The 25,718-nt window shown below is 60.7% G+C and carries 17 protein-coding genes; 10 read left to right on the top strand and 7 right to left on the bottom strand.

Going from position 1 to position 25,718, the window contains the following annotated elements; all coding sequences use genetic code 11:
• Window positions 1–65: 65 nt before the first annotated feature.
• The 3 genes from FKL89_RS10500 to FKL89_RS10490 all read right to left on the bottom strand — a co-directional run bounded on the left by FKL89_RS10500 (window position 66) and on the right by FKL89_RS10490 (window position 2,849).
• On the bottom strand, window positions 66–836 hold the full coding sequence (locus FKL89_RS10500; protein ID WP_156862708.1) for a UPF0489 family protein: 771 nt from the start codon (window positions 834–836) through the stop codon (window positions 66–68).
• A gap of 93 nt (window positions 837–929) precedes the next feature.
• A complete protein-coding gene (locus FKL89_RS10495; protein WP_156862707.1) occupies window positions 930–2,006 on the bottom strand; it encodes a DNA-binding protein in 1,077 nt (358 codons plus the stop codon).
• A 180-nt stretch (window positions 2,007–2,186) separates the two neighbouring features.
• The gene (locus FKL89_RS10490; RefSeq protein ID WP_156862706.1) at window positions 2,187–2,849 is read right to left on the bottom strand and encodes a TetR/AcrR family transcriptional regulator; all 663 of its coding nucleotides are present in this window, start codon (window positions 2,847–2,849) and stop codon (window positions 2,187–2,189) included.
• A 115-nt stretch (window positions 2,850–2,964) separates the two neighbouring features.
• Between FKL89_RS10490 and FKL89_RS10485 the strand changes: the two genes are divergently transcribed.
• From FKL89_RS10485 to FKL89_RS10440, 10 genes are all read left to right on the top strand, one after another.
• Window positions 2,965–3,966, top strand: coding sequence for an HlyD family secretion protein (locus tag FKL89_RS10485; RefSeq protein ID WP_156862705.1), 1,002 nt, complete (start codon window positions 2,965–2,967; stop codon window positions 3,964–3,966).
• Complete coding sequence (locus FKL89_RS10480) at window positions 3,963–5,762, top strand: ATP-binding cassette domain-containing protein (RefSeq protein ID WP_156862704.1); 1,800 nt, start codon at window positions 3,963–3,965, stop codon at window positions 5,760–5,762. The genes FKL89_RS10485 and FKL89_RS10480 overlap by 4 nt, the downstream gene beginning before the upstream one ends.
• On the top strand, window positions 5,759–6,889 hold the full coding sequence (locus FKL89_RS10475) for an ABC transporter permease (RefSeq protein ID WP_156862703.1): 1,131 nt from the start codon (window positions 5,759–5,761) through the stop codon (window positions 6,887–6,889). The genes FKL89_RS10480 and FKL89_RS10475 overlap by 4 nt, the downstream gene beginning before the upstream one ends.
• Window positions 6,890–6,894: 5 nt before the next feature.
• The gene (locus FKL89_RS10470) at window positions 6,895–8,010 is read left to right on the top strand and encodes an ABC transporter permease (RefSeq protein ID WP_156862702.1); all 1,116 of its coding nucleotides are present in this window, start codon (window positions 6,895–6,897) and stop codon (window positions 8,008–8,010) included.
• Window positions 8,011–8,024: 14 nt separating this feature from the next.
• Window positions 8,025–9,542 (top strand): efflux transporter outer membrane subunit, encoded by a 1,518-nt coding sequence (locus FKL89_RS10465; protein ID WP_156862701.1) that lies wholly within the window; start codon window positions 8,025–8,027, stop codon window positions 9,540–9,542.
• Between the two features lie 425 nt (window positions 9,543–9,967).
• Window positions 9,968–11,140 (top strand): AAA family ATPase, encoded by a 1,173-nt coding sequence (locus tag FKL89_RS10460; RefSeq protein ID WP_156862700.1) that lies wholly within the window; start codon window positions 9,968–9,970, stop codon window positions 11,138–11,140.
• A complete protein-coding gene (locus FKL89_RS10455; protein ID WP_156862699.1) occupies window positions 11,141–13,366 on the top strand; it encodes a S8 family peptidase in 2,226 nt (741 codons plus the stop codon).
• 17 nt (window positions 13,367–13,383) lie between these two features.
• Window positions 13,384–14,667, top strand: a complete 1,284-nt coding sequence (locus tag FKL89_RS10450; protein ID WP_156862698.1) for a site-specific integrase — start codon at window positions 13,384–13,386, stop codon at window positions 14,665–14,667.
• A gap of 6 nt (window positions 14,668–14,673) precedes the next feature.
• On the top strand, window positions 14,674–17,676 hold the full coding sequence (locus FKL89_RS10445) for a Tn3 family transposase (protein WP_054257790.1): 3,003 nt from the start codon (window positions 14,674–14,676) through the stop codon (window positions 17,674–17,676).
• Window positions 17,677–17,751: 75 nt separating this feature from the next.
• The gene (locus FKL89_RS10440; RefSeq protein WP_139235525.1) at window positions 17,752–18,084 is read left to right on the top strand and encodes a hypothetical protein; all 333 of its coding nucleotides are present in this window, start codon (window positions 17,752–17,754) and stop codon (window positions 18,082–18,084) included.
• 3 nt (window positions 18,085–18,087) lie between these two features.
• Here the strand turns inward: FKL89_RS10440 and FKL89_RS10435 are convergent, their stop codons facing one another.
• The 4 genes from FKL89_RS10435 to FKL89_RS10420 form a co-directional block, all read right to left on the bottom strand.
• Complete coding sequence (locus tag FKL89_RS10435; RefSeq protein WP_156862697.1) at window positions 18,088–20,421, bottom strand: Tn3 family transposase; 2,334 nt, start codon at window positions 20,419–20,421, stop codon at window positions 18,088–18,090.
• 138 nt (window positions 20,422–20,559) lie between these two features.
• Window positions 20,560–22,548, bottom strand: a complete 1,989-nt coding sequence (locus FKL89_RS10430; RefSeq protein ID WP_156862696.1) for a UvrD-helicase domain-containing protein — start codon at window positions 22,546–22,548, stop codon at window positions 20,560–20,562.
• Entirely contained in the window at window positions 22,545–24,944 is a 2,400-nt protein-coding gene (locus tag FKL89_RS10425) for an AAA family ATPase (protein ID WP_337774367.1), read from the bottom strand. The genes FKL89_RS10430 and FKL89_RS10425 overlap by 4 nt, the downstream gene beginning before the upstream one ends.
• 264 nt (window positions 24,945–25,208) lie before the next feature.
• Window positions 25,209–25,676: a hypothetical protein gene (locus FKL89_RS10420; protein ID WP_156862695.1), complete on the bottom strand. Its 468-nt coding sequence runs from the start codon at window positions 25,674–25,676 to the stop codon at window positions 25,209–25,211.
• Window positions 25,677–25,718: the final 42 nt, after the last annotated feature.

Raw genomic sequence — 25,718 nt, 5'->3', positions numbered from 1 at the left:
ATTCATGTGAAATCCTCGAAAACCACAGCTAACCGCCAGATTTAGCGCAGGAAAATCAGCGGCAGCTATTTCGATTGATGGCGCCAACCAGCCTTGTGACTCAACAGCGGCGGATCAAACAACGTGCCGCACACGACATTGAACAAGTAGTTCGAATTCATTATCCCGCCACAGAACTCTGGTTCAGTCGCGATGGTCATTCCTGCCATTCGTGGCAAAACCCAAGACATGAGCAATCCTTTTTGATCCAGGCAGGCTTGGATCTCGGCTTGCTCGACCAGTTTAAGCTTGTCGCCTCCCCCGCATGGGTCCGGGCTTTCAGTGAAGTAATCGAGATCGATATCGAGGATAACCGAATCGTATTCCTGCCCTGAGACTGCCTCGGTCAGTTGCTCCACCGATTCATAACAGCGAACTACGTGCTTTCGCCCTTCGATATCAACGAAATCCTCCGGGCATTCGTCACGCTGCTTCTGTACCACGTGGATATCGCCAATCAGGTTGAGATAGGCGGCAGCCAGGATATGTCCATCGTTTAGGACATGTAGCCTGTCCCAGCAAAAGTAACTGACAGCCTTGTAGTCGGCCGTATCAAGCGCACCGAGCCATTCGCATTCGAGGTCGCAAGGTTGCGCGAGATCCTGATGCCAGTCCAGGGAGATCAGGGTTGGCGGATTGGGACGATTGTGCTGCTTGTTACGCCACTTGAGCCAATAAAAGAAAGCGAAGCGATGATCCTGAACGATTGCCACCTCGATCGCCTGTTTCCTGTCGACCGGATGGGCCATGATGTCGTAGTAAGTTCCCGGTGGTCGAATATACTCACTGGACTCCATGTAGTTGTCTCCGTTTTTCGATCTGTCGTATTCGTTGCTGAGAATGGTACTTGGCCGGTTCAAAAATTCCACCGCTGAACTGACAATCCAGATTTATTTGCCCGAGTCAAAGAGTGACTCCTGCTTCTTGGTGCCCCCCTTAGGTTTACCGCTTACTTTCGGCGCCGCTGATTGACTGACGGTGAGCTTTTGCAGGATCTGTTCGTGGCTCGCTAACACGGCTTTCGCTGCGGTCAATTCAGCCTCTAGGCGAACGCCGGCATGGGTGGACTCCTCAAGCTTTTGAGCATAGCCCTGGGCCTCGATGAGCAATTCTTCAACTCGCGTTGCAGCCTGTGCCTGGCGCTCTTCTAACTGTTGATTCTTCAACTCGGAAACAGCCAATTGCTCTCGGGCTGTACGTAGCGGCCGAATCTCGGTTTCAAGTCGGTGCAATTCGGCACGAAGATGGCCCTGTTCGCTGGACAAGCGGGCATTGTCCTCGTGGCTACGGATGAGTTCCTGTTGTTTCGCGTTCACTGTTTCCTTGACTGCCCGCAATTCGCCCTGCAAAAACTGAATCTGCTGCTCGAACTGACGCTGATCTTGCTCCCGTTGCTCCTTCGCCGCAGTGCGGAAATGCTCCAGCGCCTCTCTGGCGTGCCGGTGCTTCTCTTCCAGCGATACGCGGTGCGCATCTTCCTTAGCCAGCAACCCCTCCATATCCAGGATACGCTGAGACATTTGCGCCCGAACGATTCTCTCTTCCTGAAGCGTGGACAGGGTTTCGGTATGCGCCGCTCTCTCTGCCGCCAATTCCACGGCCTGACGCTCAGACTGACTGCGGAAGGATTCCGCTTCGTTACGTAATGCGGTGATGCTGTCGTTCAGCGCTGCAATTTCTGCCTTGTGCTTGTCGGTCAGAGCCGCCAAGCGCTGATCAGCTTCTTCATGCAGGCGCTCAGCGAGTCTGCCAGCCAGATCCTGGATGGCTTCGCTGACGGCAACCTGAGCGCCGGTACTCCCGCCTTCCTCTTCCTCGATTTCCTTCAAGTAGCGGTGGATCGTGCCTTTCGAGCCGGTATTGCCTAGTTCGCCTCGGATGGCATCGATTGATGGGTAGCGCCCCATTGCCAACAGATTGTTACGCGCTCTGACGACTTCTGATTTGTAAATTCCGGCTCTGGCCATGGCATCCTCGAATTTCGTACCGTATTACGTAATATGATATTACATACTATGATTACGCAACGCAATGTTTTAAATATACGAAATCTAAGACGTGATAATGGTTGATTATTTAGTGTGATGGCTGATTTTTTGAAATTTTGTCCTTGGAGCAGTACGAATCGTAGATAACTGAAGATTGCCTCAGGCTCTTGCCCGTTCAGCGTACTCCCGGGCTATCGCACCCAGCCCGCCCATGGCGAAGTGGAACAGGTGGTCGGCAACCATCTGGGGAGGCATCTGAAAAACCTCTTTCAAAGGCCCCGGGAAGGTGCGCCCGCCGACCAGCAGCATCAGGCAGGGGGTAATCACGTTCATCAGGCAACGGGTCACGGCCGGATCTTCTGCAGGTATTCCGGTAATCTCGCTGAGTAGTCGTTTGACGAGCAACATCTTGGGCAGCGCTTCATCCTGGAACAGCACCTGCAGATGTGAACTTGGCGCCAACACCTCCCTGGCAAGGACACGCAGCTGCCAGGCTTGAGGTTCTTGCATGGCCTGCGCGACCAGTTGCTCTATCAGCACACGCAATTTCGATTCTGGTGGCGATTCGCTACCAACCAGTTGCTGCAGGTCGGCCATGCCCAGCAGCTGGCCATGGGCCGCTGCCAATACGGCCTGGTACAGGCCGCTGCGGTTGCCGAAGTGATAGTTGATGGAAGCCAGATCCACCTGCGCCCGGGCGGCGATGTCCTTGTTGGACGTTTCGGCGTAGCCCGTTTCGGCGAACAGCTCACCTGCAGCCTCCAGTATTCGTGTTTTTGTGGCTTCGCCATCCGAACGAAGTCCGCGTGCGGGTTTGATCATCCCTTGTTTTCCAAAGTAGATAAGGCTTGCATTGTCGAATAGATTAACTTTAAAATCAATTTAATATCTGGTGCGCAATACATCCTCCCCTCATGTCCCTTTCTGGATATTCATCATGAAAAAACCGCTCATTGCCCTTGTTCTCCTGGTTGTGTTGGCCTTGGGTGCTTGGGCGTGGATGCACCAGCGAAACCAGGGCCACGACGATGCGCTGGTGCTGCACGGCAACGTGGACATCCGCCAGATTGCGTTGGCCTTCGATGGCAGTGGCCGTGTGGCTGAATTGCGCGTCGAGGAAGGCGATCGCGTGAACGCAGGAGTCGTGCTGGGAGTGCTGGATACCCGCACCCTGGCCTTGCAGGCCGAACAGGCACAAGCGCAGATTGGTGTTCAGCAGCAAACCCTGCAACGTTTGCGCAATGGTGCACGGCCGCAGGAAATCGCCCAGGCCAGGAGCCGTGTGACTGCAGCCCAGGTCGATGCCGCACAGGCCGAGCAGGATCTGCAACGTTTGCAAGGCATCGCCGCCAACACGCAGGGGCGTGGTGTCAGTGCGCAAGATCTGGACCGCGCCAAAAGCCATCTGCAGGTTGTCCAGGCCAAGCTGACGGATCAACAAGAAGCCTTGCGTCTGACAGAACTGGGACCGCGCGCAGAGGACGTGGCCGGCGCCGAGGCGCAGCTCAAGGCGGCGCAGGCGCAACTGGCCTTGCTGCAGCACCAGATCGCTCAAGGCCAACTCAAGGCGCCGGCAGACGCCGTGGTGCGTTCGCGCCTGCTCGAACCCGGCGACATGGCGACACCGCAGAAACCTGTGCTGGCCCTGGCGCTGACCCAGCCCAAGTGGGTGCGTGTCTATGTGGGCGAGCCTGACCTGGGTCGGGTCAAACCCGGTATGCCGGCACGTGTGACCACGGATGGCTCCCCCGGCCAGTCCATCGCGGGCAAGATCGGCTACATCTCCTCGGTGGCCGAGTTCACGCCCAAGTCGGTACAGACTGAAGCGTTGCGCACCAGCCTTCTCTACGAGCTGCGCGTACTGGTCGATGACCCGCAGGATGTGCTGCGCCTGGGGCAGCCGGCCACCGTCCACCTGACAGCGGGCACCGCGCAATGAGCGATGGCGGCGCGACGGTCGTCGCCGATGGGCTGCGCAAGACCTTCGAGGCGCCGGGCGGCGGTCCCTTGCATGCGGTGGGCGGCTTGTCGCTGACGGTGCGGGCGGGTGAGTTGACGGCCCTGGTCGGCCCGGACGGTGCCGGCAAGACCACCTTGATGCGCATGATGGCCGGACTGCTCAAGCCCGATGCGGGGACATTGCGCGTGCTGGGCATCGACGTCGCCCACGACCCGCAAACGGTGCAGGACCGCATCAGCTACATGCCGCAGCGCTTCGGCCTGTACGAAGACCTGAGCGTGCAGGAAAATCTGGACCTCTACGCCGATCTGCACGGCGTGCCGCAGGCAGTGCGCCGCGAGCGCTTCGCGCGCATGCTGGAAATGACCGACATGGCGCGCTTTACCGCACGTCCGGCCGGCAAGCTCTCGGGCGGCATGAAGCAGAAGCTGGGTCTGGCCTGCACGCTGGTGCGCTCGCCGGACTTGCTGCTGCTGGACGAGCCCAGCGTGGGCGTCGATCCGCTGTCGCGCCGCGATCTGTGGCAGATCGTGCAGCAGCTGGTCGATGACGAAAGGCTGAGCGTGATCGTCAGCACCGCCTACATGGACGAGGCCGAGCGCTGCACCCAGGTGTTCGTGATGCACAAAGGCCTGCTGCTCGCCGAAGGTGCTCCGGGCGCGCTGCGCGAACGCGCCCGAGGGGTGACCTATGTGGCCACGCCACCGTCCGGTATGCCCGCCCGCGACCTGCAGGCACGATTGATCGACGCCGATCGATTGATCGTCGATGCGGTGCCCAAAGGCGGCGCGGTGTGGTTCATCCGCCAGCCCAAGGTGGAAACCCACGTGCTGGACGGACTGCTCGGCGACATCGACTACCAGCCGCGCCCGGAAGAACTCGAAGACGCTTTCATGATGATGCTGCGCCAGCAACATGCCGAGGGCGCGGAGTCGACGACCCGGGTATCGGCATCGTCTCCCGGAGCGCCCACGTCGTCCCCGCAGATGTCCTCGAATGGCAATGGGAACGGGCCGGTGATCGTGGTGCGCGATCTGGTACGCACGTTTGGCGACTTCACCGCTGTCGCCAGCACCTCCTTCGATGTGGCGCGGGGCGAGATCTTCGGTCTGCTCGGTCCCAACGGAGCAGGCAAGACAACCACCTTCCGCATGCTCTGCGGTCTGCTGCCGGCCAGCAGCGGGCATTTGGAAGTGGCCGGCATGAATCTGCGCACGGCGCGCGCCCAGGCACGGGCGCGCATCGGCTACGTGTCGCAAAAGTTCGCGCTCTACGGCAACCTGACGGTGCGCGAGAACCTGGAATTTTTCGGCGGTGCCTATGGGCTGCGCGGCCAGGCGCTGCGCACGCGAGTGGCGGCCACGCTCGCCCAGTTCGGCCTGGAGCCCACCGCCATCAGCGGCCTGCTGCCAGGTGGCTACAAGCAGCGCCTGGCCATGGCCACCGGCCTGCTGCACGAGCCAGACATCCTGTTCCTCGATGAGCCCACCAGCGGCATCGACCCGCTGGCGCGGCGCGCCTTCTGGCGCACCATCACCGCGCTCGCCCAGGCGGGGGTGACGGTCATCGTCACCACGCACTTCATGGAAGAGGCCGAGTATTGCGACCGCATCGCCATCCAGGATGCCGGCAAGGTGCTGGCGCTTGGCACGCCGCAGGCGGTGCGCGAGCAGGCAGGCGGTGACGGCGGCACCGACATGAACAGCGCCTTCATTTCCATCGTCGAGCAGGGTCGCGCCGACGGCCGGGACAGGAACCCGGGAGGCCGCGCATGAGGCATCCGGAGTTCATGCGGCGTTTCATCGCCCTGCTGCGCAAGGAAGTGCGCCAGATGCTGCGCGACAAGAGCAACCTGGCGGTGGGACTGCTGCTGCCGATTGCGCTGATTCTGCTGTTCGGCTACGGCCTGTCTTTCGATGTGAAGAACGCGCCGGTCGCGGTGGTGCTGGAAGACAGCGCGCCCGATGCGCGCGCGGCGGTCGCGGGTTTCCAGGGAACGATCTACCTCTCACCGGTGTGGGTCACACACATGACCGAAGCCGAGCGCTTGCTGCGCGCAGGCGAGGTGGACGCCATCGTGCGCGTGCCGCAGGACTTCTCGCGCCGGCTCGCAGCAGGCGATGCCCGCATCCAGCTGGTGCTCAACGGCGTCAACTCGACCACCGCGCAGACCGTGGAGGGCTACGTCAACAGCGCCATCGCTACTTGGGCGCAAAAGCAGGTTGACCGTGCTGGTAACAAGCCACCCGCGCTGGGGCGCGTGGAGGTGGTGCAGCGCATGTGGTTCAACGAAACCGGCAACAGCAGCTGGTATCTGGTGCCCGGACTGATCGTTCTGGTGCTAACGCTGATCGGCGCCTTCCTCACGTCGCTGCTGATCGCGCGCGAATGGGAGCGCGGCACGCTGGAGTCGCTGTTCGTCACACCCGTGCGGCCGCTGGAACTCATCTTCGCCAAGCTGGCGCCGTACCTGGTGGTCGGTGCCATCGACCTGGTGCTGTGCCTGCTGGCGGCGCGCTTCCTGTTCGAGGTGCCACTGCGCGGCTCCCTGCCCATCCTGTGCCTGGCCTCGATGCTTTACCTGCTCGTCTCGCTGCTGCTGGGGCTGTTCATTTCCGGCAAGACGCGCAACCAGTTCGAGGCCAGCCAGCTGGCCATGCTGGTCAGCTTCATGCCGGCCATGATGCTCTCCGGCTTCGTGTTCGACCTGCGCAACGTCCCGCTGGTCATCCAGGTCGTAGCGCAACTACTGCCCGCCACGCATTTCATGGGCCTGATCAAGACGCTGTTCCTGGCGGGCGACCATGGGCCGACCATCCTGCGCAGCGTCGCCATCCTTTCCCTCTACGCCGTGGTGCTGGTGTTCGCCACACAGCGCACGCTGCGCAAGTCACTGGACTGACAGCCATGGCTTCCTTCATTGTCACATTCACCCAGATCATCGCCTTGGTGCGCAAAGAGCTCCTTGCACTCATCAAGGAGCCGGCCAGCCGTGCGCTGCTGATTGCCCCGGCCTTCCTGCAAGCCCTGCTATATGGCTATGGCGCCACTTACGACCTCACGCACGTGCCTTATGCCGTGCTGGATCAAAGCCGCAGTGCGGCGTCGACCGAGCTGCTGGCGCGGATCGATGGCACCGGCGTGTTCGTGCGCGCCGCCACGCTCACCTCGCCGCGGCAGATCGCCGAGATGGTCGATGCAGAAAAGGCCTTGCTGGTGCTCAGTATTCCGCCGGACTTCGCGGCACGGCTGGGTTCTGGCCAGCCCGCGCCCCTGCAGCTCATTCTGGACGGGCGCAACTCCTCGACGGCGGGTTCGGCCGCCAGCCACGTCGGCGCCATCGTGGCCGCCTACAATGCCTCGCTGGGCACCGGTGCCCCAGGCATTCGCGTGGAACGGCGCGCCTGGTTCAACCCCAACCTGGAGTCACGCTGGAACATGATGCCTGGACTGATTGCCGCGCTGAGCATGTTGCAGACCCTGCTGCTGGCGGCGCTGTCGGTGGCGCGCGAACGCGAGCAAGGCACCTTCGACCAGTTGCTGGTGACGCCGCTCACCCCGATGCAGATCCTGATCGGCAAGGCGCTGCCTTCCATCCTGATCGGACTGCTGCAGTCCACCATCATCTTCCTGATCATCCGTTTCTGGTTCGAGATCCCGATGCAGGGCTCGGTGGGGCTGCTCTACTTCGGGCTGATCGTCTTCACCGTCGCGTCCGTTGGCGTGGGCCTGTCGATATCCGCCCTGTCGCTGACCATGCAACAGGCGATGCTCTACACCTTCCTGCTGATCATGCCGCTGATGCTGCTCTCCGGCCTGTTCACGCCGGTGCGCAACATGCCTGAGGTGCTGCAGCTTGCCACCTACGCCAATCCGCTGCGCTTCGGCATGGACATCGTGCGCCGCGTCTATCTCGAAGGCGCAGGCCTCATCGATATCTGGCGCCAATTCATCCCCCTGCTGGTGCTGGCCGCCACCACGCTGCCGCTGGCGGCCTGGCTGTTCCGCAACCGGCTTTCCTGATCGTAGGTATCCGCATGTTTGACCTCCAACACTCCCCTCTTCAACCACGGCACTTCGGCTTGGCGGCCTCCGCACTCGCCCTGGCCCTGGCCTTGACCGGTTGTGCCGTCGGGCCGGATTTCGTCAGGCCCACGCCCGCAGCACCGGATGACTGGACGAGCTGGCGCAGCGGCGATGCCTCGCTGCGCATCCCGGGCGAAGCTACCCAGGCATTGCCAGCAATATGGTGGCAGGCCTTCGACGACGCAACCCTCAATGCCTTGCAGCGCCGTGCTTTCGCTGCCAGCCCGGACCTGCAGACGGCCGCGCTGCACTTCGCCCAGGCACGCGCGCAGCGCAGCACGGTGGCCGCGCAGCGCGGGCCGGAAGTCAACGCCAGCGGCAGCGCCACCCGCCAGCGCCAGAGCGAGAGCGGTGCCAGCACGCGCATGCTCGGCATCATGGGGGCCGACCCCCGCCTCACCGAGCTGCTGGCCGAGCCGTTCACGCTGTACCAGGCGGGTTTCGACGCTTCGTGGGAGCTGGATTTGTGGGGCCGCGTACGCCGCTCGGTGGAAGCCGCCGACGCCGATGTCGGCCAGCAGGCTGCACTGCTCGACCAGGCCCGCCTCAGCCTGGCCAGCGACGTGGCGCGCAACTACTTTGAGCTGCGCACCGCCCAGCGGCAGATTCGCTTGATGCGCGAGGATATCGCCGCGCTGGAAGAGCGCGCCGGGCTGTTGCAGGCGCGTGTCGAGGGCGGCGTTCTCGATCACACCGACTTGCAACGCCAGCGCGCCGAACTGGCCGCGCTGAAGGCGCAGTTGCCGCCGCTGCTGGCACAGGAAGCCGCCAGCGCCAACCAGATCGCCCTGCTGCTGGGCGAGCGCCCGGGTGCGCTGCAAGCCGAACTGGTGCCACGCGATGCCGGCGCCAGGACTGCGCTGCCCGACCTCGCCCTCGGTCTGCCATCGGAAGTGGCGCTGCGCCGCCCCGACATCCGCACCGCCGAAGCGCACCTGCACGGCGCCACCGCCAACATCGGCATTGCCAAGGCCAATCTGTATCCCAGCATCCGGCTTGGTGCCAAATTCGGGTTCGAGTCCTACCTAAGTGGCGAATTCTCCGACTGGGGCAGTCGCACCTGGTCGATCGGCCCCAGCCTCAACCTGCCGATCTTCGATCATGGCCGGCGCACAGCCACCGTGCAATTGCGCGAGCTGCAACAACAGGAAGCGGCGGTGAATTACCAGAAAACCGTGCTGAAAGCCTGGCAGGAGATCGACGATGCGCTGTCCGCCTACCGCGCCGAACAACAGCAGGCTCAGGAACTCAAAGCCCGCAGCGACGCGGCCGGCGATGCCTACCGGCTTGCCCAGGCGCGCTACGACGGCGGAATCAGTGATTTCACCGCTGTGCTCGACGCGCAGCGCAGCTATCTGCAAGCGCGTCGCGATCTGGTTAGTAGCGAAGGTCGTTTGAACACGCGCTATGTGACCGTCAACAAGGCAATCGGCAATGCGCCATTGCGGGAAGAAGATACGACGCAATGAGGTACCTGGAAAGGCCTCCGTGGACCTGCGCGGGCCTGCTCGACAGGCGTGGGCGCCTCGTCAGGTACTTGTGGTTGCTCGCCATCGCGGCGCTCTGTGCTGGATGCGCTGGCGTCAAGGTGCGGACCGTCGGCGCGAAAGACTGCATGTCGGAGCGGCGCGGTGACGTGCTGACCACCGGCAAGCTCAGCACATCGGCACGTGACGTACTTACGAGCCTCGCGGTCCAGCCAGATCGGTGCCAGCAGAGCGTCGATCCTTGTGTTCAGGCATTGACACACACGGACGGCACAACTTGCCACGCTGGCAGAAAAAGTTGTTAACAACGCAATCTTGACCATGTGGCGAGCAATCAATTTATTGACCAAATATGTATTTTCGCCATAAAATTCGCCATAAAATTCTGCACCATATAAGGCAATTTTGTGGGAACAAAAACAAACAAAGGCGAGATTGACGATCTTGAAATTGATTTCGCCAATTTAGCCCGCCTTGCCGCCTCAGATGCGCAAGAGGATACCCGTCTGCTGCTGGCGCGGCTCATCCGGAAATACCGCCAACAACGCCCCGAACTGGCTTCGCTTCTCGATCAGTCCCTGAAAGCATCCCAGACCCGCTCGGCAGGTAACGCCATCCTGCGTCGTGGCGCACCGATAACGGACGCCGGCGAGGCACCGCTACCCGTCGACGGCGATTCCCGTTTGGCGCTGATCCGGGTCTTCGATGACCGCGTCGGATTGCCTCCACCGATTCTTCCCGGCAGTGTTCATGACGCCATCGGTGCCATCATTCGCGAACGACAGGAACGTGAGCGGTTGGCCGCCCGTGGCATTAGCCCGACCCGTTCAGCCATCCTGGTAGGCCCTCCCGGTGTCGGCAAGACACTCTCGGCCCGCTGGATTGCCAGCGCTTTAGGCAAACCTCTGTGGGTACTCGACCTGACGGCGGTTATGAGTAGCCTGCTCGGCAAGACGGGCAACAACCTGCGGGCAGCCTTGGATCATGCCAAACAACACGCTGCCGTTCTGCTACTCGACGAGATCGATGCCATCGCCAAGCGGCGCAGCGACGAGTCGGATATTGGCGAACTGAAGCGCCTGGTTACCGTCATGCTCCAGGAAGTCGATCAGTGGCCCGATACCGGCCTGCTGCTGGCTGCCACCAACCACCCGGAACTGGTTGATCCAGCTTTGTGGCGACGTTTCGATCTGGTCCTCAAGTTCGATGCACCGGATGCTGCGGCGATTGCAACGGCCATCCAGCGATTCCTCGGCGACGATCTGACCTTATTCGCGTCCTGGATCGATGTCCTGGCTGCTGGGTTGCAGGGACAGTCTCTCTCAGACGTGGAGCGCAGCATCAACGCTTTGCGTCGCGGCCATGCCTTACAGATGGCGCCGCTGGAACAGTTGATCGGATCAGCCCTGGGTCAGCGTCAGGAAGCCTTGAGCAAGGCAGAACGCCTCAACCTCGCGATTGCGCTGGCCAAGGCGGGGCGACATACGCATATGCAGATCAGCCAAATGACGGGCGTCGCTCGCGACACCATTCGCAAACACGCGGGGCCTTCCCCCCGTAAAGGCAGAGGGCTCAAGTAAATGACCACGCGATACCTGATCGGCCGCGCCGAGTTGCTGACCTATCCGATCGAAGCGCCCAAGAAGAAGGTTGGCGACAAGGCGCACCCCTATACGCTCACCGAGGCCAAGCGCATCATCGTGCCGGAGATCGAGACTGCCAACCGCATTTTCCAGGAGCTCCCAGCGAAGGCTTGTGCCGATGATCTGGCGGTGGCTCGTCTGGTATTGCATCCGGCTTATCTGGCCAAGTCGTATTTCCCGAAGCTGCTGCTCGATCAGGTGGGACTCTCGTCAGTTGGATCGCGCACCCGTCGCATTCAGCCGCGTCGCCAGACCCAGAAGAAAGCACCACCGGAAATGGAGACGACGGAACTCTTCGTGTCGGGCACGCGGGCCGCAATGGGTAATTTCCCGGCCTTCGCCCGCAGCCTGAACGAACAGATGCCAGTTGCCGAGCAATTTGCCCGCATCGAGACCTTTGCGGCCATGACCCCAGCGGATCGCCTGCATCTGGAAGGCACCAATGTCGGCCATGTTTTCGAGGTCGGTCTGCATCTGCCACCCGAGGGCGATGCCTCGGATGTTCGCGCCTTATTTGCCGACTACGCCAAGGACTGCGGCTTCAGGGTCAATGGCGAGTTCGAGTTTGAAGCCGGTCGGCTGCTCTTCGTGGCAGTCGAAGGGGATGCGACCGGCCTGGAAAACCTCGCCCAGTTCACGCTGACGCGCGTCGTCCGGCCGATGCCGCATTTGCGAGCAGCCCGTCCGGTTACCCGCAGCATGCCGCTTGCAGTGTCGTTCTCCTTGCCAAGTGGAGAACCGCTCTCCCGCGAGCCCAAGGTCGCCATTCTCGATGGTGGCCTACCGGAAAAACACGTTCTCGAAAGCTATGTCCGCCGTTATTTTCTGGCCGACGAGGAGGCCAGCGACGTACCCGATTTCACTGAGCACGGACTGGGCGTCACCTCGGCGGTGCTGTTCGGGCCGATTGAGCCCGAAGCAACGGCGGAGCGCCCCTATGCGCCGGTCGATCATCACCGTGTCCTGGACGCAAAAATTGACGGGGAAGATCCCTACGAGTTGTATCGCACGCTCGGCCATGTGGAAACCGTACTGCTCTCGCGCCAGTATCAGTTCATCAATCTCAGCCTCGGGCCTGACCTGCCGATCGAAGACCAGGATGTCCATGCCTGGACGGCCGTCATCGACAGCATCCTGAGCGATGGGGAAACCTTGATGACGGTGGCTGTGGGCAATAACGGGGAACGTGATGCCGCACTCAGCCTCAATCGCATCCAAGTACCTTCTGATAGCGTCAACGCCTTGTCCGTCGGCGCCACCGACCGGACCGGTAACGACTGGAAACGGGCCAGCTACAGTGCCACCGGCCCCGGTCGCAGCCCGGGGCGCCGGAAACCGGATGTCGTTGCTTTCGGTGGCGCACCGAAGGAATATTTTCACGTCGCAGCGCCCGGCACGCGGCCCAACCTCGCTGCGACCTTGGGAACCAGCTTCGCGGCTCCGCTCGCCTTACGCTCGGCAGTCGGCATCCGCGCCATTCTGGGCGACGCGGTTCATCCGCTGACCATCAAATCGCTGCTGATCCACGGCTGCGAAACGAAGGACGAGCATGATGTCCATCACGTCGGCTGGGGCCGGGTGCCGGCTGATCTGAACCAGTTGATCACCTGCGGCGACGGGGAAGCCCGGATCATTTACCAGGGTGAACTTCGCCCGGGGAAGTTCCTGCGGGCCCCCATTCCTTTGCCGCCTTTCCAACTGGAAGGCAAGGTTCGCTTGCGGGCGACGTTCTGCTATGCCAGTCCGGTCGATCCGCAGGATGCCGGCGCCTATACCAAAGCCGGTCTCGGTATCACCTTCCGTCCCAACAGCAGCAAGCGCAAGGCAGGTGCCGTCAATGCGTCGTCGGTCAGCTTTTTCCCAGCGGCCGAGTTCCGGACCGAAGCCGAACTGCGGACCGATCTGGGCAAGTGGGAGACTGTGCTGCATGCGGAAAACAGTTACTACGGCAGCAGTCTGCTCGAACCGGTGTTCGACGTGCATTACAACGCTCGCGAGGCCGGTGGCCTCGCATCATCCGGAGCGCCCGCCATTCGCTATGCCCTAGTGGTCACGGTGCACGCACCGAAGCATGCCCAATTGCACCAAGACATTCTCAAGGCACACGCCGTGCTGCAGGCACTGGAGCCGCAAGTCTCGCTGCCGCTGCGTGCACGAACCTGAATCCAGCCAGGGATGCAATGAGCCAGGTCGATCTCTACCTTGATGCGGCCGAACGGGCCAACACCCGACGCAGCTATGCGTCAGCCATCCAGCACTTCGAGGTTGAGTGGGGAGGCTTGTTGCCGGCAACCATCGATTCGATTGCCCGTTACCTGGCCGCCTACGCCGAATCCCTGTCGCTGAACACCCTGAAACACCGCCTCGCGGCGCTGTCGCGCTGGCACCAGGATCATGGCTTTCCGGATCCGACCAAGGCCCCGAAGATCCGGCAATTGCTCAAAGGTATCCGAACGCTCCATCCTGCCCGGGAAAAGCGGGCCAAGCCGCTGGAACTGGAACTATTGAACAGCGTCACTGACTGGCTGGTAGCAGCCACCGCAGCGGCAGTCGGCCGGGGAGATTCGGCCAGTGCCCTGCGGCACACCCGGGATCGCGCCCTGATTCTCCTCGGATTCTGGCGCGGGTTTCGCTCCGACGAACTGGCCAATCTTCGCATCGAATTCATTGAAATCAAGCCCGGCGAAGGGCTGACCTGTTTCTTGCCGCGCAGCAAGGGGGATCGCGATCTCGAAGGGCGAAGCTTCTCCTGCCCAGCCTTGTCCCGGCTGTGCCCCGTCGAGGCGGTCGAAGACTGGCTGGCTTTATCCAAACTGACGGCGGGTCCGCTATTCCGCAAGATTGATCGCTGGGGGCATTTGTCCGAGGCTGAACTGACGCCGAGCAGCATCATTCCCATGCTTCGGAAGTTATTGAGCCAGGCGGGCGTGACCGATGCCGAAGCCTTCAGCAGCCACTCGCTACGCCGCGGTTTTGCCCAGTGGGCCGGGATGAGTGGTTGGGATCTTCGGGAGTTGATGAATTACGTGGGCTGGCGCGACGTGAAGGCCGCCATGCGCTATCTGGATGGGGTCAGCACCGACCAGAAAGCACGTTTCGAGCAAGGTCTGGATCGGGCGCTACCGGAAACATCGTCCGCCTCGACGCCGCAATTGCCCAGCCTGCCCGAGGTCTCACTCACCACGATCGAGGTTTCCCTCGATCTGTCAGCCTTCAATGGCAGCCGCCGTGCCGTCGCCAATGCCCTGCGAGACATGACGAGTACCAGCCTTTCCCGGTTTCAGGCACAGCCCCTGGACCAGGAGGGCCGTCGATATCAGATTGCCGTCCCGACGCCCTCGACCGATATTTTGGACGATCATCTCTACACCTTGCTCGATGAACTCCATCGCGTTGCCGATGCCCGTGAGTGTTTTCTGGAGGCGGTCTGCCGCGACCCGGCCACCGGTCGGCATTGGGATTGATCCCGCATGACCCAACTTCACGAGACCGCGTACCCACGCCTGAAGGCAGACCCATCGGCACAGGATCTCGACGAGATTTATACCCTGACCCCCGATGAAATCGCGTTCATTGACAAAACCGTCAAGCGTCCCATTGCCCGCTCGGCAGCATTCATCTACCTGAAGCTGTTTCAGCGTCTTGGGTACTTCGTCCACATCAGGGATGTCCCGTCGGTGATACGCCAGCACATTGTGGCCCAAACGGGGTATCGGCCGGCTAGGAGCGATGAGCTTCGGCAGTTCGACCGAACGACGGCGCGCACCACCTTGATTACTGCCTTGCGACGCTACCTGAATGTTCGTCCGCTGGACGATCAGGGACGCGCCTGGTTGCGGCACGTGGCAGAAACCGCCGCAGACAGCCGGCATGTGGTAGCCGACATCATCAACGTGATGCTTGAAGAACTGGTCCATCATCGCTACGAGTTGCCCGGTTTCTCCACGCTCGATCGGTTGGGCATCCAGGCCCGGGAAAAGATTCATGATGTCCATTTTGCGAGCATTGCCGACCAGCTTGATACCAAGGTGAAAGCTTTGGTTGACGGCCTGTTTAAGGTCAAGTCAGGCGAGAGCAGCAGCACCTGGAACCTGCTCAAACGGGAACCGAAAAAACCGACCAACAAGGAAACCCGTTCCTACCTTCAGCACATCCGCCGGCTTCAGTTGCTGGTTGACCAACTGCCAACGCCCGACATCCCCGTTCCGAAGCTCAAGCAGTACCGCTACATCGCCCGTTCGCTGGATGCGACAGAAATGGCGGAACTGAAGCCCCAGAAGCGCTATGCGCTGGCCGTCATCTACATCCGCTCGCAATTTGCCCAGACGCTCGACGATGCGGCCGACCTGTTCGTCCGCATGCTTCAAAACCTGGACAATCAGGCGCGCAACAAACTGGGCGAATACCAGCAGGAACACCTGCAGCGAACCGATCGACTGATCGGCCAGTTAAAAGAGATGTTGCTGGCCTACCAAATCGACGGGACGGATCATCAACGGGTGGAAGCCATCGGTGGCAGCCTGATCGCCGAGGTCGACGACCTGGTAGCCATCTGCGATGAGCACATGGCCTACGCCGGACGCAATCACCTGCCATTCCTCATCCAACCCTACAAGATGGTTCGCGCCCAGTTGTTGAACTGCATCGAAATCGTCAATCCGCAGAGCAGTAGCGAAGACGACACCTTAATGCGGATGATGAAAGCACTTCAGGTGCTACGCGGCACCCGGCATGAAATCGTTCCGCTATCCTTGGTTGGGCTGAATGCCGACGAAGATTTTCTGTGGCTGCCCACAACGTGGCGGAAACTGGTCATCACCGAGCGCGCCGACGGTCAGGTCGTTGCCATCAACCGCCGTTACTTCGAACTCGCGGTCCTGTATGCGATCCGCGATGAACTCAAATCGGGTGACCTGTTCATCCAGCATGGCGAGCGTTACGACGATTACCGGGAGCAACTGGTTGACGACGACACCCTGAATCGCGAATTGGCGCAGTATGGCGAGGTCACTGGAGTCGAAACCGATTCCAGAGCCTTCACCGAGACCTTGAAAGCGGCTTTGCTGGAGACGGCCGAGGCGGTCGATGCCGAATTTCCTGAAAATGCTTATGCCGAAATTGTCGATGGCCGGCTGATCCTGAAAAAACCGCCCACTAGCGAACCGCCGCCCGGCATCAAGGCGATCGACCAGTTGATCACCGAGCACATGGAGAACATCAGTATCGTCGACGTACTGATCGATACTGAGCGCTGGCTGCAATTGCACAAGCTCTTCCGACCCTTGATGGGCACCGAAAGCCGAATCGAGGAATTGCGCCCGCGGGTCATCAGCACCTTGTTCTGTTATGGCTGCAATCTCGGGCCGACCCAGACAGCACGATCGATTCGGGGCATGAGCCGCAAGCAGATCGCGTGGCTCAACATCAAGTACGTGACAGAAGAGGTGCTGGAAAAAGCCATCGTCAAGGTCATCAATGCCTACAACAAGTTTGAATTGCCCGGCTACTGGGGATCAGGCAAGCATGCCTCGGCCGACGGCACAAAATGGAACCTCTACGAGCAGAACCTGATTTCCGAACATCACATCCGCTATGGTGGTTATGGCGGCATCGGCTATTACCATGTCTCCGACAAGTTCATCGCGCTGTTTAGCCACTTCATTTCCTGCGGCACCTACGAGGGCACCCACATCCTTGATGGGCTGATGACCAACACTTCGGATATCCGACCAGACACCATCCACGGCGATACCCAGGCCCAGAGCTACACGGTGTTTGCGCTTTCCCACCTCTTGGGTATCAAGCTGATGCCGCGCATCCGTGGCATCAAGGATCTGGTCTTCCACCGTCCCGACAGCAACAAGAAATTCACGCATATCGACCGGCTGTTCAGTGACGACATCAACTGGCAGATGATCGAGACCCATCTGCCGGACATGTTGCGGGTGGCGGTATCCATCAAGCTCGGGAAGATTTCGGCCTCGGCTATTCTGCGTCGCCTGGGCACCTACAGCCGAAAGAACAAGCTGTATTTCGCCTTCAAGGAACTCGGCAAGGTGATCCGAACCATGTTCCTGCTGAAATATGTTGGCGACGTCGAACTGCGCCGACTCATCCACGCGGAAACCAACAAGTCGGAGCAATTCAACGGTTTCGAGAAAAAGCTGTTCTTTGGCGGAGAAGGGGTGATTGCCGAAAACCTGCGCCATGAGCAGCGCAAGATCATCAAATACAACCATCTGGTCGCCAACCTGGTCATCTTGCACAACGTGGTGGGGATGAGCCGCGTTCTGAAACAACTCCAGGCAGAAGGGGCTGTGATCAATCAGGAAGTCTTGGCTGGCTTGGCGCCATACCGGCTGGAGCACATCAATCGTTTCGGCGATTACGTGCTGGATTTTCGACGCAAGGCCGAAGCCCTGGATGAGGGGTTCCGAATTCTGGAGGTTGAATCGGGTAAGCCAACTGAATGACCGTTGAATTTTGTGGAGGGAATCCCAATATCATGGGTTGCCATGCGCGTGCGTGGTCATTTTAGGGAGATGTTCATGAGTAAAACGCTGACCGGAAGTGGCTCCATCACGATGAAAAATCTGAATGGAACCTCTGGCAAGAATTGCAGTTGTGGCTCCTGGCTGGGCCATTGGAAGAAATTTGCGAAGGCTTCCACGACACCGAAATGTCATGTGCAAGGATGTGAGTCCCACGCTGAGGTAGGGGCGCATGTCATTTTGCCAAACATGAAGGACGAATCGCTTCGGAAGCTCAATTTCATCGCTCCAATGTGCAAAACTCACAATGGAACGCCGAGTGCCGAGTACAAAACTAAGTCTGACAGTGTTTTTGTCAGTGCCAACAAGGCGCTGGCTTGCGGAGCCTAAGCCTCAGTTGAAGAGGACAGGCCGGTGAAAACCGGCCTTTGCATCAGCCAAGTGACTTTTTGTTTTAGAACAATCGGCTAAGCGTTTTTTTTGAGGATTTCGCACGATTCCCGGCCGACCCTCCAGTAGCGAAAGGCGGACGCGATCCTCGCCACTTTGATTGTGCCGTTCGACGCCTTCCACCGCCGCACCCCCTTGGCGTTCGTTGAGCACAATCGGTTGATCGTAGATCACGCCGTAGCGATCCAGTACGTGCGTGTAGATGCCGGCGCCGAACGTGCGGCGCCGGGGATCGACGCGCGCGTTGTACAGGTGGCGAGAGGCGTCAAGCGCCATCATGTCGGCTGAGGCTTTGTCCCCCTGACCCCAGAGCGCTGCGATCGGAATCTGCCGCTGGAATTCCACCACGCGCTCATTTGCGCGGCGGAGTCGACCGGGCGCTTCGAGCGTGCGCATGGCGGCCGTGATCTGACTGGGCTGCAGCTGCGGGATCATGGCCGCGACCCCCTTGGCGTCGTTCTCGGTGCCGTGTGCAATCATGCCGCCATAGAGCGCGATGAGTTCGTCGACGCTGCTTGCCTTTCTACCGAGCAGCGTTTCGCTGAAGTTGACGTCCGCGTCAGCCTGAAGGAGCAGATCGGGCAATTGAACCGCGCCGATCGCCGTTGAGATTGCGTCGCGCGTGCGCCGTGCGCCCGGTTCGTCCGGCAACGCCTCCAGCGCTGGAAGATGCAGGTCGCCGTTGTCATCAATATCGAGCTTCCCGAGTTCCCGGGCTTCGGCCACGCTCGCCAGACCCGCTTCGATGTTGGCGAGCAGCGGCTTCAAATATTCCTCGGCGCTCAATGGAACCTTGAGCAGACTGGCATAGTGGATCCGCGTGCGAGCCCACTCCGCCTCCGGGATCAACATCTGCTCGCGATCCTTGAAACTGAAACTATGGTCGATCCACAGCCGGCCTGAGCGGAGTCCCTTGCGCACCGACAGCATGGTGCAAGCCTCGAATGCGCGCATTGCGCGCGCGCGATCGTTGCACTCGATAAGGGGTAACCACCGTCGATCCACGATCGAATTGTCAAAGTCTGTCGGCAACTCATGCATCTTGCAGTCGTGCAGCTGCCGTAACTCCTGCAACTGCTTCAGTTCGCGGTCCTGATCGTGCCCACGAATCTCAAGATCTGCCATCGACTTCAGCAGCGCGCGCACGCCGACCGGCTCCTCCACGAGGACTTGCCGGGTCATCGCGGCCTGGCTCGCTTCAGCCGCCTCAATGTCAGCGGACACCAGCGCGTCAATCGCCACCAGCTTTTGCTGCGCTGTCAGATCCTCGCCGCTGATGATCGACTTGATACTGACCAACTGCTCGCGGTACTGACTGCCGGTCTTCAGGCGGATCGCCTGCGTCTTGTTCGTTGCGCGACGCACCAGATCGCTGATTCGCCTCGAGGCGACGTAAAGCGTGCTGTCCGTCAATTCAAGCAGCGTAACTCTCAGGAAGCTCACGACCTCCAGTGCTTGCGCGTCGTCCTTGCGCCGTTTGGACGCCGAGGGCGGCCGCGCGCTCAGTGACTGGGCGTAAGCGCGTTGCCGGGCCACGGTGATGCCGTCGAGCTTCCACTCGTGCGCATGCAGCGACTTCAAGTAGACAATTTTTTCGGTCGCGTCGGTCAGGGTGGTCGGCCCATGCCGGCCGATGGGCGACTTGAGCCATTCAAGCACGGTGGTTTCGCCGCGCTCCTCGTACATCGTCTGGCTCAGGAAAGCGAGTTGTCCTTTTGGAATCGCGGCCTTCACAATTTTCAACGCCGCGTGCTCAATGCTTGCGTACGACTGACGGCACCAATCGCGCATCACACGATCTGCGGGTATCAGCAAACGCCGGTCGTAGAGCCAGTTCATCGCGTAGCCGACCAATTCGTCGACGGACGCCGCATCTCGGGCAAACTCGTCCAACGCGCTTTTGATCTCAGCAGTCGCGGCGTCGTCCGCAACGTCGAGCTGAGCATGCTCGCGAGCCCACTTCTGGTGGTCGTAAAGGGTTTCGCGCCGCACGTAGAGCGTACGAAGCGATGCGATGTTGATCGCAGCGAGACCGAGCTCGGTAAAGAGGTGACGCAACAGGTGTTTTGGCACCGCAGCGAACCGATCAAGCGGCCGGCCGCTTGCACGCAGGAAGACAAGTTGCAGTGCTGGCCCCAGGCGCCGATCCGCACGAAAACGATCGCGGATGGCCAAAACGTCGTCCGGCAGCAGCCGAAAGAACTGCTCGACGTCGAACTCGGACAGGTGACGCGGAAGCAGCTCGGCGCCGACGAAACGTCGCTGGTAGGTGGACATAGACCGTCTCCCATCGCTCCCCCTCGGCGGCAAGGTGCCCCCCGTGCGAGGTATCGCTATGGTAGTTCCTCGAACATCCGTTCCGTACTCTGCAGTGGCAGCGTGTCTCGTAGATGCGCGCCGTCTCGTCAGGTCCGCCTATTCAGGCATGGACAGAACTTCCCCGGGCAGAAACCATTTGCTGTTGCTCGCGTACGCAAGCGCCTGATCGGCGTCGCGGGCCCACAGGACCAAAGCCAAGCTCTCTTTCGCACGGCTGCAGGTCACGTAGAGAAGTCTCAGCGTCCGATCGATCGAGGTCTCCTTGTTCGCGCCCGCGTTGCTGATATCCGAGTCGCCCGGCGGCGCCCCGAACAGGCGGTCGTACGCAAACAGGAAGCCCCCAGCATCCTCATCGTCCATCACAACCATCACGTGCTCAAATTCGGAGCCCTTGACCACCTGGTGGGTGGCGAGCGACGACTCGCCGGCGAGGTACGCCTTGAAACGGCGTAGCTGCACCCATGGGCACAAGAACAGGCCGTGCCAACCCCGGGCTATTCGATTCTCCACAAGCTCCGGTTGCCGCGGCTTCGGCGCCTCGGGGGGTGGTGCGGTGACGTCGTACGCGTCTCGCAATCGCTTGTCGGCTTCGAACACGCCAAACCTGAGAATCGGGGCAAGGATCTCCCGAACGGTGACTCCCGGCTTGCCGCACAGCGCAGCAAATTCGTCGATAGCGCGTTGATAGCCGTTCAGCAGTTGCGATCGAGTCTCCCCATCCTCGGGCATCTCGACGAGTCGACCGTAGCGGTGCATCACTTCGGTGACAAGGAAGTCGGCAGCAATTCCATGTTCGTCCACACACATGGCCAAGTCGATCATTTCACGCAGCAGGATTTGCACAGCGGCAGGCCCCGTTGCCTCGCCGCCCGCATCCGGTCGAACCGCTTCCGGATCCAGAAGCGACAACGCATCAAAGGCGTCAAGAAAATCGCCCCGCCGTGCCACCAGCCGGTGCTCAAGCGCAAGTGTGTGGTGCCCCGGATCACCCGCCCGCCATGCCGCTACGCCCGTCGCCGCTTCCATCGCCGCCTCGCAGAGGTGCTCCCGTTGCAACTTCTCGTCCGGCGTCGCCTTCGCGTCGCCAATAAAGAGGCGAACGGTCCCGCCGGACTTCTCCTTGCGAGGGTGCTGCCTTACCGCCTGGTTCGACTGTGTTCGCCCCTGCAGCTCCGAGTCCCAGATATCGTTGATCAAATCTACGATGCGGCGCTGACTCCGATGATTCATCTGCAGCTTCGGCGTTTCCCACTTTGACGGCACCACGCTTGCGAGGTCAGCATGGCCATCCATGTAGATTCGCTGTCTGTGATCCCCGAGCAACCCTAGCATCAAGCGCGACGGATCCTCGGCCACGACCTCCAGCAAGGCATCCAGTACGTTTTTCATGGTGTCCTGTGACTCATCAATCAGAATCACGGGATGCTGGTCTCGCAGAATCTGGCGCAGCGTAGGTCTGTTTCGCAGAGCCCAAGAGGTAACGCTCAACACCTGAGAGTGGTTTAACGCGCCGTCGCCGTGACGTTTGCGGTCTGGGCTGTACGTGAACTCCGGCGTCTTTTCGATCGATGCCGCTTTGGCCTGCAGTTCGGCAATCGTTTCGTTGTCTCTTGCTGTCGGCCCCCGCGTGCGAGCGTCAGCGGCCGCGCGCGCTTTCGCCAGGGCCTCTGCATTCAACGCGAGCAGCGCCTCGCGAATGTCGTCGTTGAAACCTGCGATTAACTCCCAGCAAAAGGAGTGAATGGTGGCCACCCGCGTCAGGTCATTGAGCCCGAGTCTCCCGGTGACGACCAACGCGGCGTTCTTGGTAAAGGTGATGACTCGAATAGTCTGTGCTCGCGCCCGCAGCTTCCGCGCGAACCGAACGCTCGGTTCGTTTTCATCTCGAGCCGCTCCGGGCGCAGGGGCGCGAGGCTCAACACCGGTGAGTACACGAAGCGCTGCTACCAACGTGCGCGTCTTGCCGGAACCGGCGCCGGCAAAGAGAAAGAAGCTCTTCGGCGGCGTGCTGGCGACGAAGTCGATTATTTCGTCGACAACACCTGCGTCGCGTTCGTTTTCATCCATGTCGGGAACGACGGTCATGCCGCAGGTACCGCTGCCGCCGCCGCCGCGACCACACTCGGACTCGACGGCGCGGGCGGCTTCGCGGGTGGCGCCAGTTCCTTTTCAAGCCACGCAAGTGCATTCGCAATGTAGTCAGGGCACTTTACCTTTTCGCCCAAACTGATCTGCTCAAACAGCGTAGTGGCAAATTCCGCTTTGCTAAAGCCGTCCTTTCGCAGCATGGCGTGCAACGCTGCGCAAAGTTGCGTCGCGTCGGAGTGCGCGAGGACCGTCGCGACAGCCTTCCCCAACGATCCGACCGCCTGTGGCGGCGCCGGTGTACCGGGCGCGGGTTTACTGGCTTGCGACGCACCGAGCGCTTTGAACCACGTCAGGTTCGTCAAAATCAAACTGTCCTCAAAGGAACTCGGCCATGGGCCCGGCTTGGAGATCGGCACTTGCCAGGCGAACCGAACGCGCCCACCGTTGCCACCGTCCCAGGTGTGTTCCTTGTCCGACGGTTCCGCTAGCAGGGGCAATTCCTTGAGCTTGGGATGCCAGCCTAGCAACGTATCGTTCCCGCAGTGGAGCAGCTTCGGGTCATCGATCGCAGAGGCTGCTGTGGACTTGGTCTTTCCATCGGCGCTCGTCGTCGTCTTCATCGGGTCGATGTCGGTGATGACAACCGTCGGGATACCGAGCCGTTCGACCAGAGGACGCAGGCGCTGGGCGTGACGCCCACCTAGCTCCAGGAAAGAGAGATAGCGCGAGTCCAGTGCCTTGAACTCGAGTTCGACGAACAAAGGCACGAGCATCCGCTCAGCGGCACCTTCTACGAAGATCGCAGCATCCGCAAACAGCAGGTCGGTATGTTGCACGCGGAAGTACCGCTCTGCGAACATGCGCGTGTCGACGTCATTTCCAAACACGGTCGCGAGGTTGATGACGTCAGAGCTTGGCATGGCGCCCGCCGCAGCGCGGATTCGACGCACGTAGCGCAGTTGGTCGAAGTTCACCGCATGGGCCAGATGACTCGCATGTGTGCTGATGATGAGTTGCCCGCCTAGATGCGCGTGCTCTGCAGCAGACGGACGAACTAGCTCGCTCGCACGTTGCGGAAAAACGCGCTGAACTTGGACGTGTAGATGGGCCTCAGGCTCTTCGACCAACACAAGATGCACGGCGGAAGGACTGCCCTCCGGTGGCTTTAGACGAGCATCACGAAATGCGACCAGCTGGTAGCTGAGTGACTGGAGATTTTGGTAGCCCAGGCCGATGGAATACTCGGGCAGGTAGACGTCGTTCTGAACGTCATCGAGTCGGTACTGCACTGCGGTGCTATGGTCGAGCAAGTCTCCCGTCTGGATGCGTGTCCGGAAGTGAATCTCTTGCGGATCATGAAGGCTCGGATAGCCGAGCTTCTTCACGTGCTCAATCGACGGTGTCAACGCGGTTTTGATGCGCACGTCGAGCTCGACTTGAGCCTTGGCGATGGCGCTCACAAGCTCAGGTTGATTTCCCTGACCGCTGGTGGCGACGTTCAGATGCTGCCTGGCGTACTTCAGCAGTTGATTGGAGAACATTCCGACGCGCTGCGAGCCGGCCTTCGGGACGGCGCCGGACTCTTCCGCGCCAAGTCCTCGTTGCGCCGCAACGAAATCCACATGCAGGAGCTTGGACAGCTTCGACCGTTCGACCGGCCGCGACTGCGCCGATAGTGCCTGCGGCGCCGTGGCAGGCGGCGTAGTGAGCGGCCCCTGGGCTGGATCGAGCTTGTAGACCGAGACACCGCTGAGGTCAGCCGGATGCCGTAGCCAATAGTCGATGAGGTCGACCGGCCACGCATGGGCCTTCTTGTCGAGCGCCTTGACCGGATCGCGCGCTTCACGATACCGCCACGCTAACCGTTGCAGGTCTTCGACGGTGGACGCGGGTTCAAGCCGGAGGCGGACACCGATCGCACCTCCCGTCCACTTCAGCGAAGTGATGAAGGGGGCAACAACGCCATACGCACCCATTTGAGCCTCAAACCACAAGTCGAGCGTAGGCATGCACGACAAGACCGTTTTGAGTTGTCCCTCCCACTTCGCAATGTCCGCAGCCGCCGAGGCGGGGTCTTCGGTCAACGCCTCCCAAGCCACGCCGAGTGAATTGAGCGCGGGCCAGTGCTCCAGGCTCAAGTCGAACGCCCCAAAGTGCTGACCTGCCAACAGGAAGTTTCGTATCGCCTCGAGAGCTGAGGTCTTCCCACTATTGTTGGCACCAACCAATACGGTAGTTGTGCGGTCAACCTCAATCCGTGCATTTACCAGTCGGCGAAATCTGCAGAGCTCGATGCACTTCAGGGTGACGTTGGGCTGTGAAGGGGGCTTTGGGGCAGGTTCGCTCACCATATCTCCGGAGGAATATTCAGTGGCACGCAGCGGTGCGCTCACGCGTTGAAGCTAGCGGATCGCATTTCCGCGTGGAGTTCAAAGTCTGCCATCGAAGGCGCATCAACGTAAAGGCAGCGATTATCGATTCGTGGTTCCAGCTATCAGCGGCGTCGCCACGGTTCGCGCGCGCCCGACGCGTCTGGCTGATATTCAGCCGAACCCTTGTATCAAGAGCGCGGCGCGGGACCTCCGCCGTGAGCGCGGGATGACTTCTATCCCGTCGGCAACCCTGCTTGGTGTGAGGTTCGCCGTTACCGGCCTCGTCTAGGCGGCGGCGCGCCGTGGGCGGAAATCGGCGACGAGCACCGGTTGCACGAGACTCTTCAGCGCGGTTCCGAACGCCGACTGCACATAGCGCCGCCCGTCGTCAAGCTCGTACAGCGTCGCTTCATGCGAGGGTTCGTCAGGCTCCGATGCTGTCCAGATCGCGGCCAGCGGATTCATTTGCCAACCGGCACTGCCGTTCATGTATCCGGGAGAGATGATCGAAATTGACTCGATCCAGAGGCGCGGGACGTTCTGCAATCGAACGAGATCCAACACCCGTTCTTCAGGCACGATGAAGCTCTTCTTTGGCTCGTGCTCAACGTCTCGATCGTCGCCCGGGTGCATGATCTGAACGAGGAACCATGGCACCTGCATGGTGACCTCGACGAGCGTCCAGTAAGCGACACCCCTATGCGATACGAGACTTGTTATTGGATGTTGATCGCTGGTAGACGTACGAAACATGGCACTACTTCTGAACACTATAGATTGTAGCCCTATAGAAGG

The organism is Casimicrobium huifangae (assembly GCF_009746125.1).
GTDB lineage: Bacteria > Pseudomonadota > Gammaproteobacteria > Burkholderiales > Casimicrobiaceae > Casimicrobium > Casimicrobium huifangae.
The sequence above is the reverse complement of the archived record's forward strand: the minus strand, read 5'-3'. Positions and strand labels throughout refer to the sequence as shown.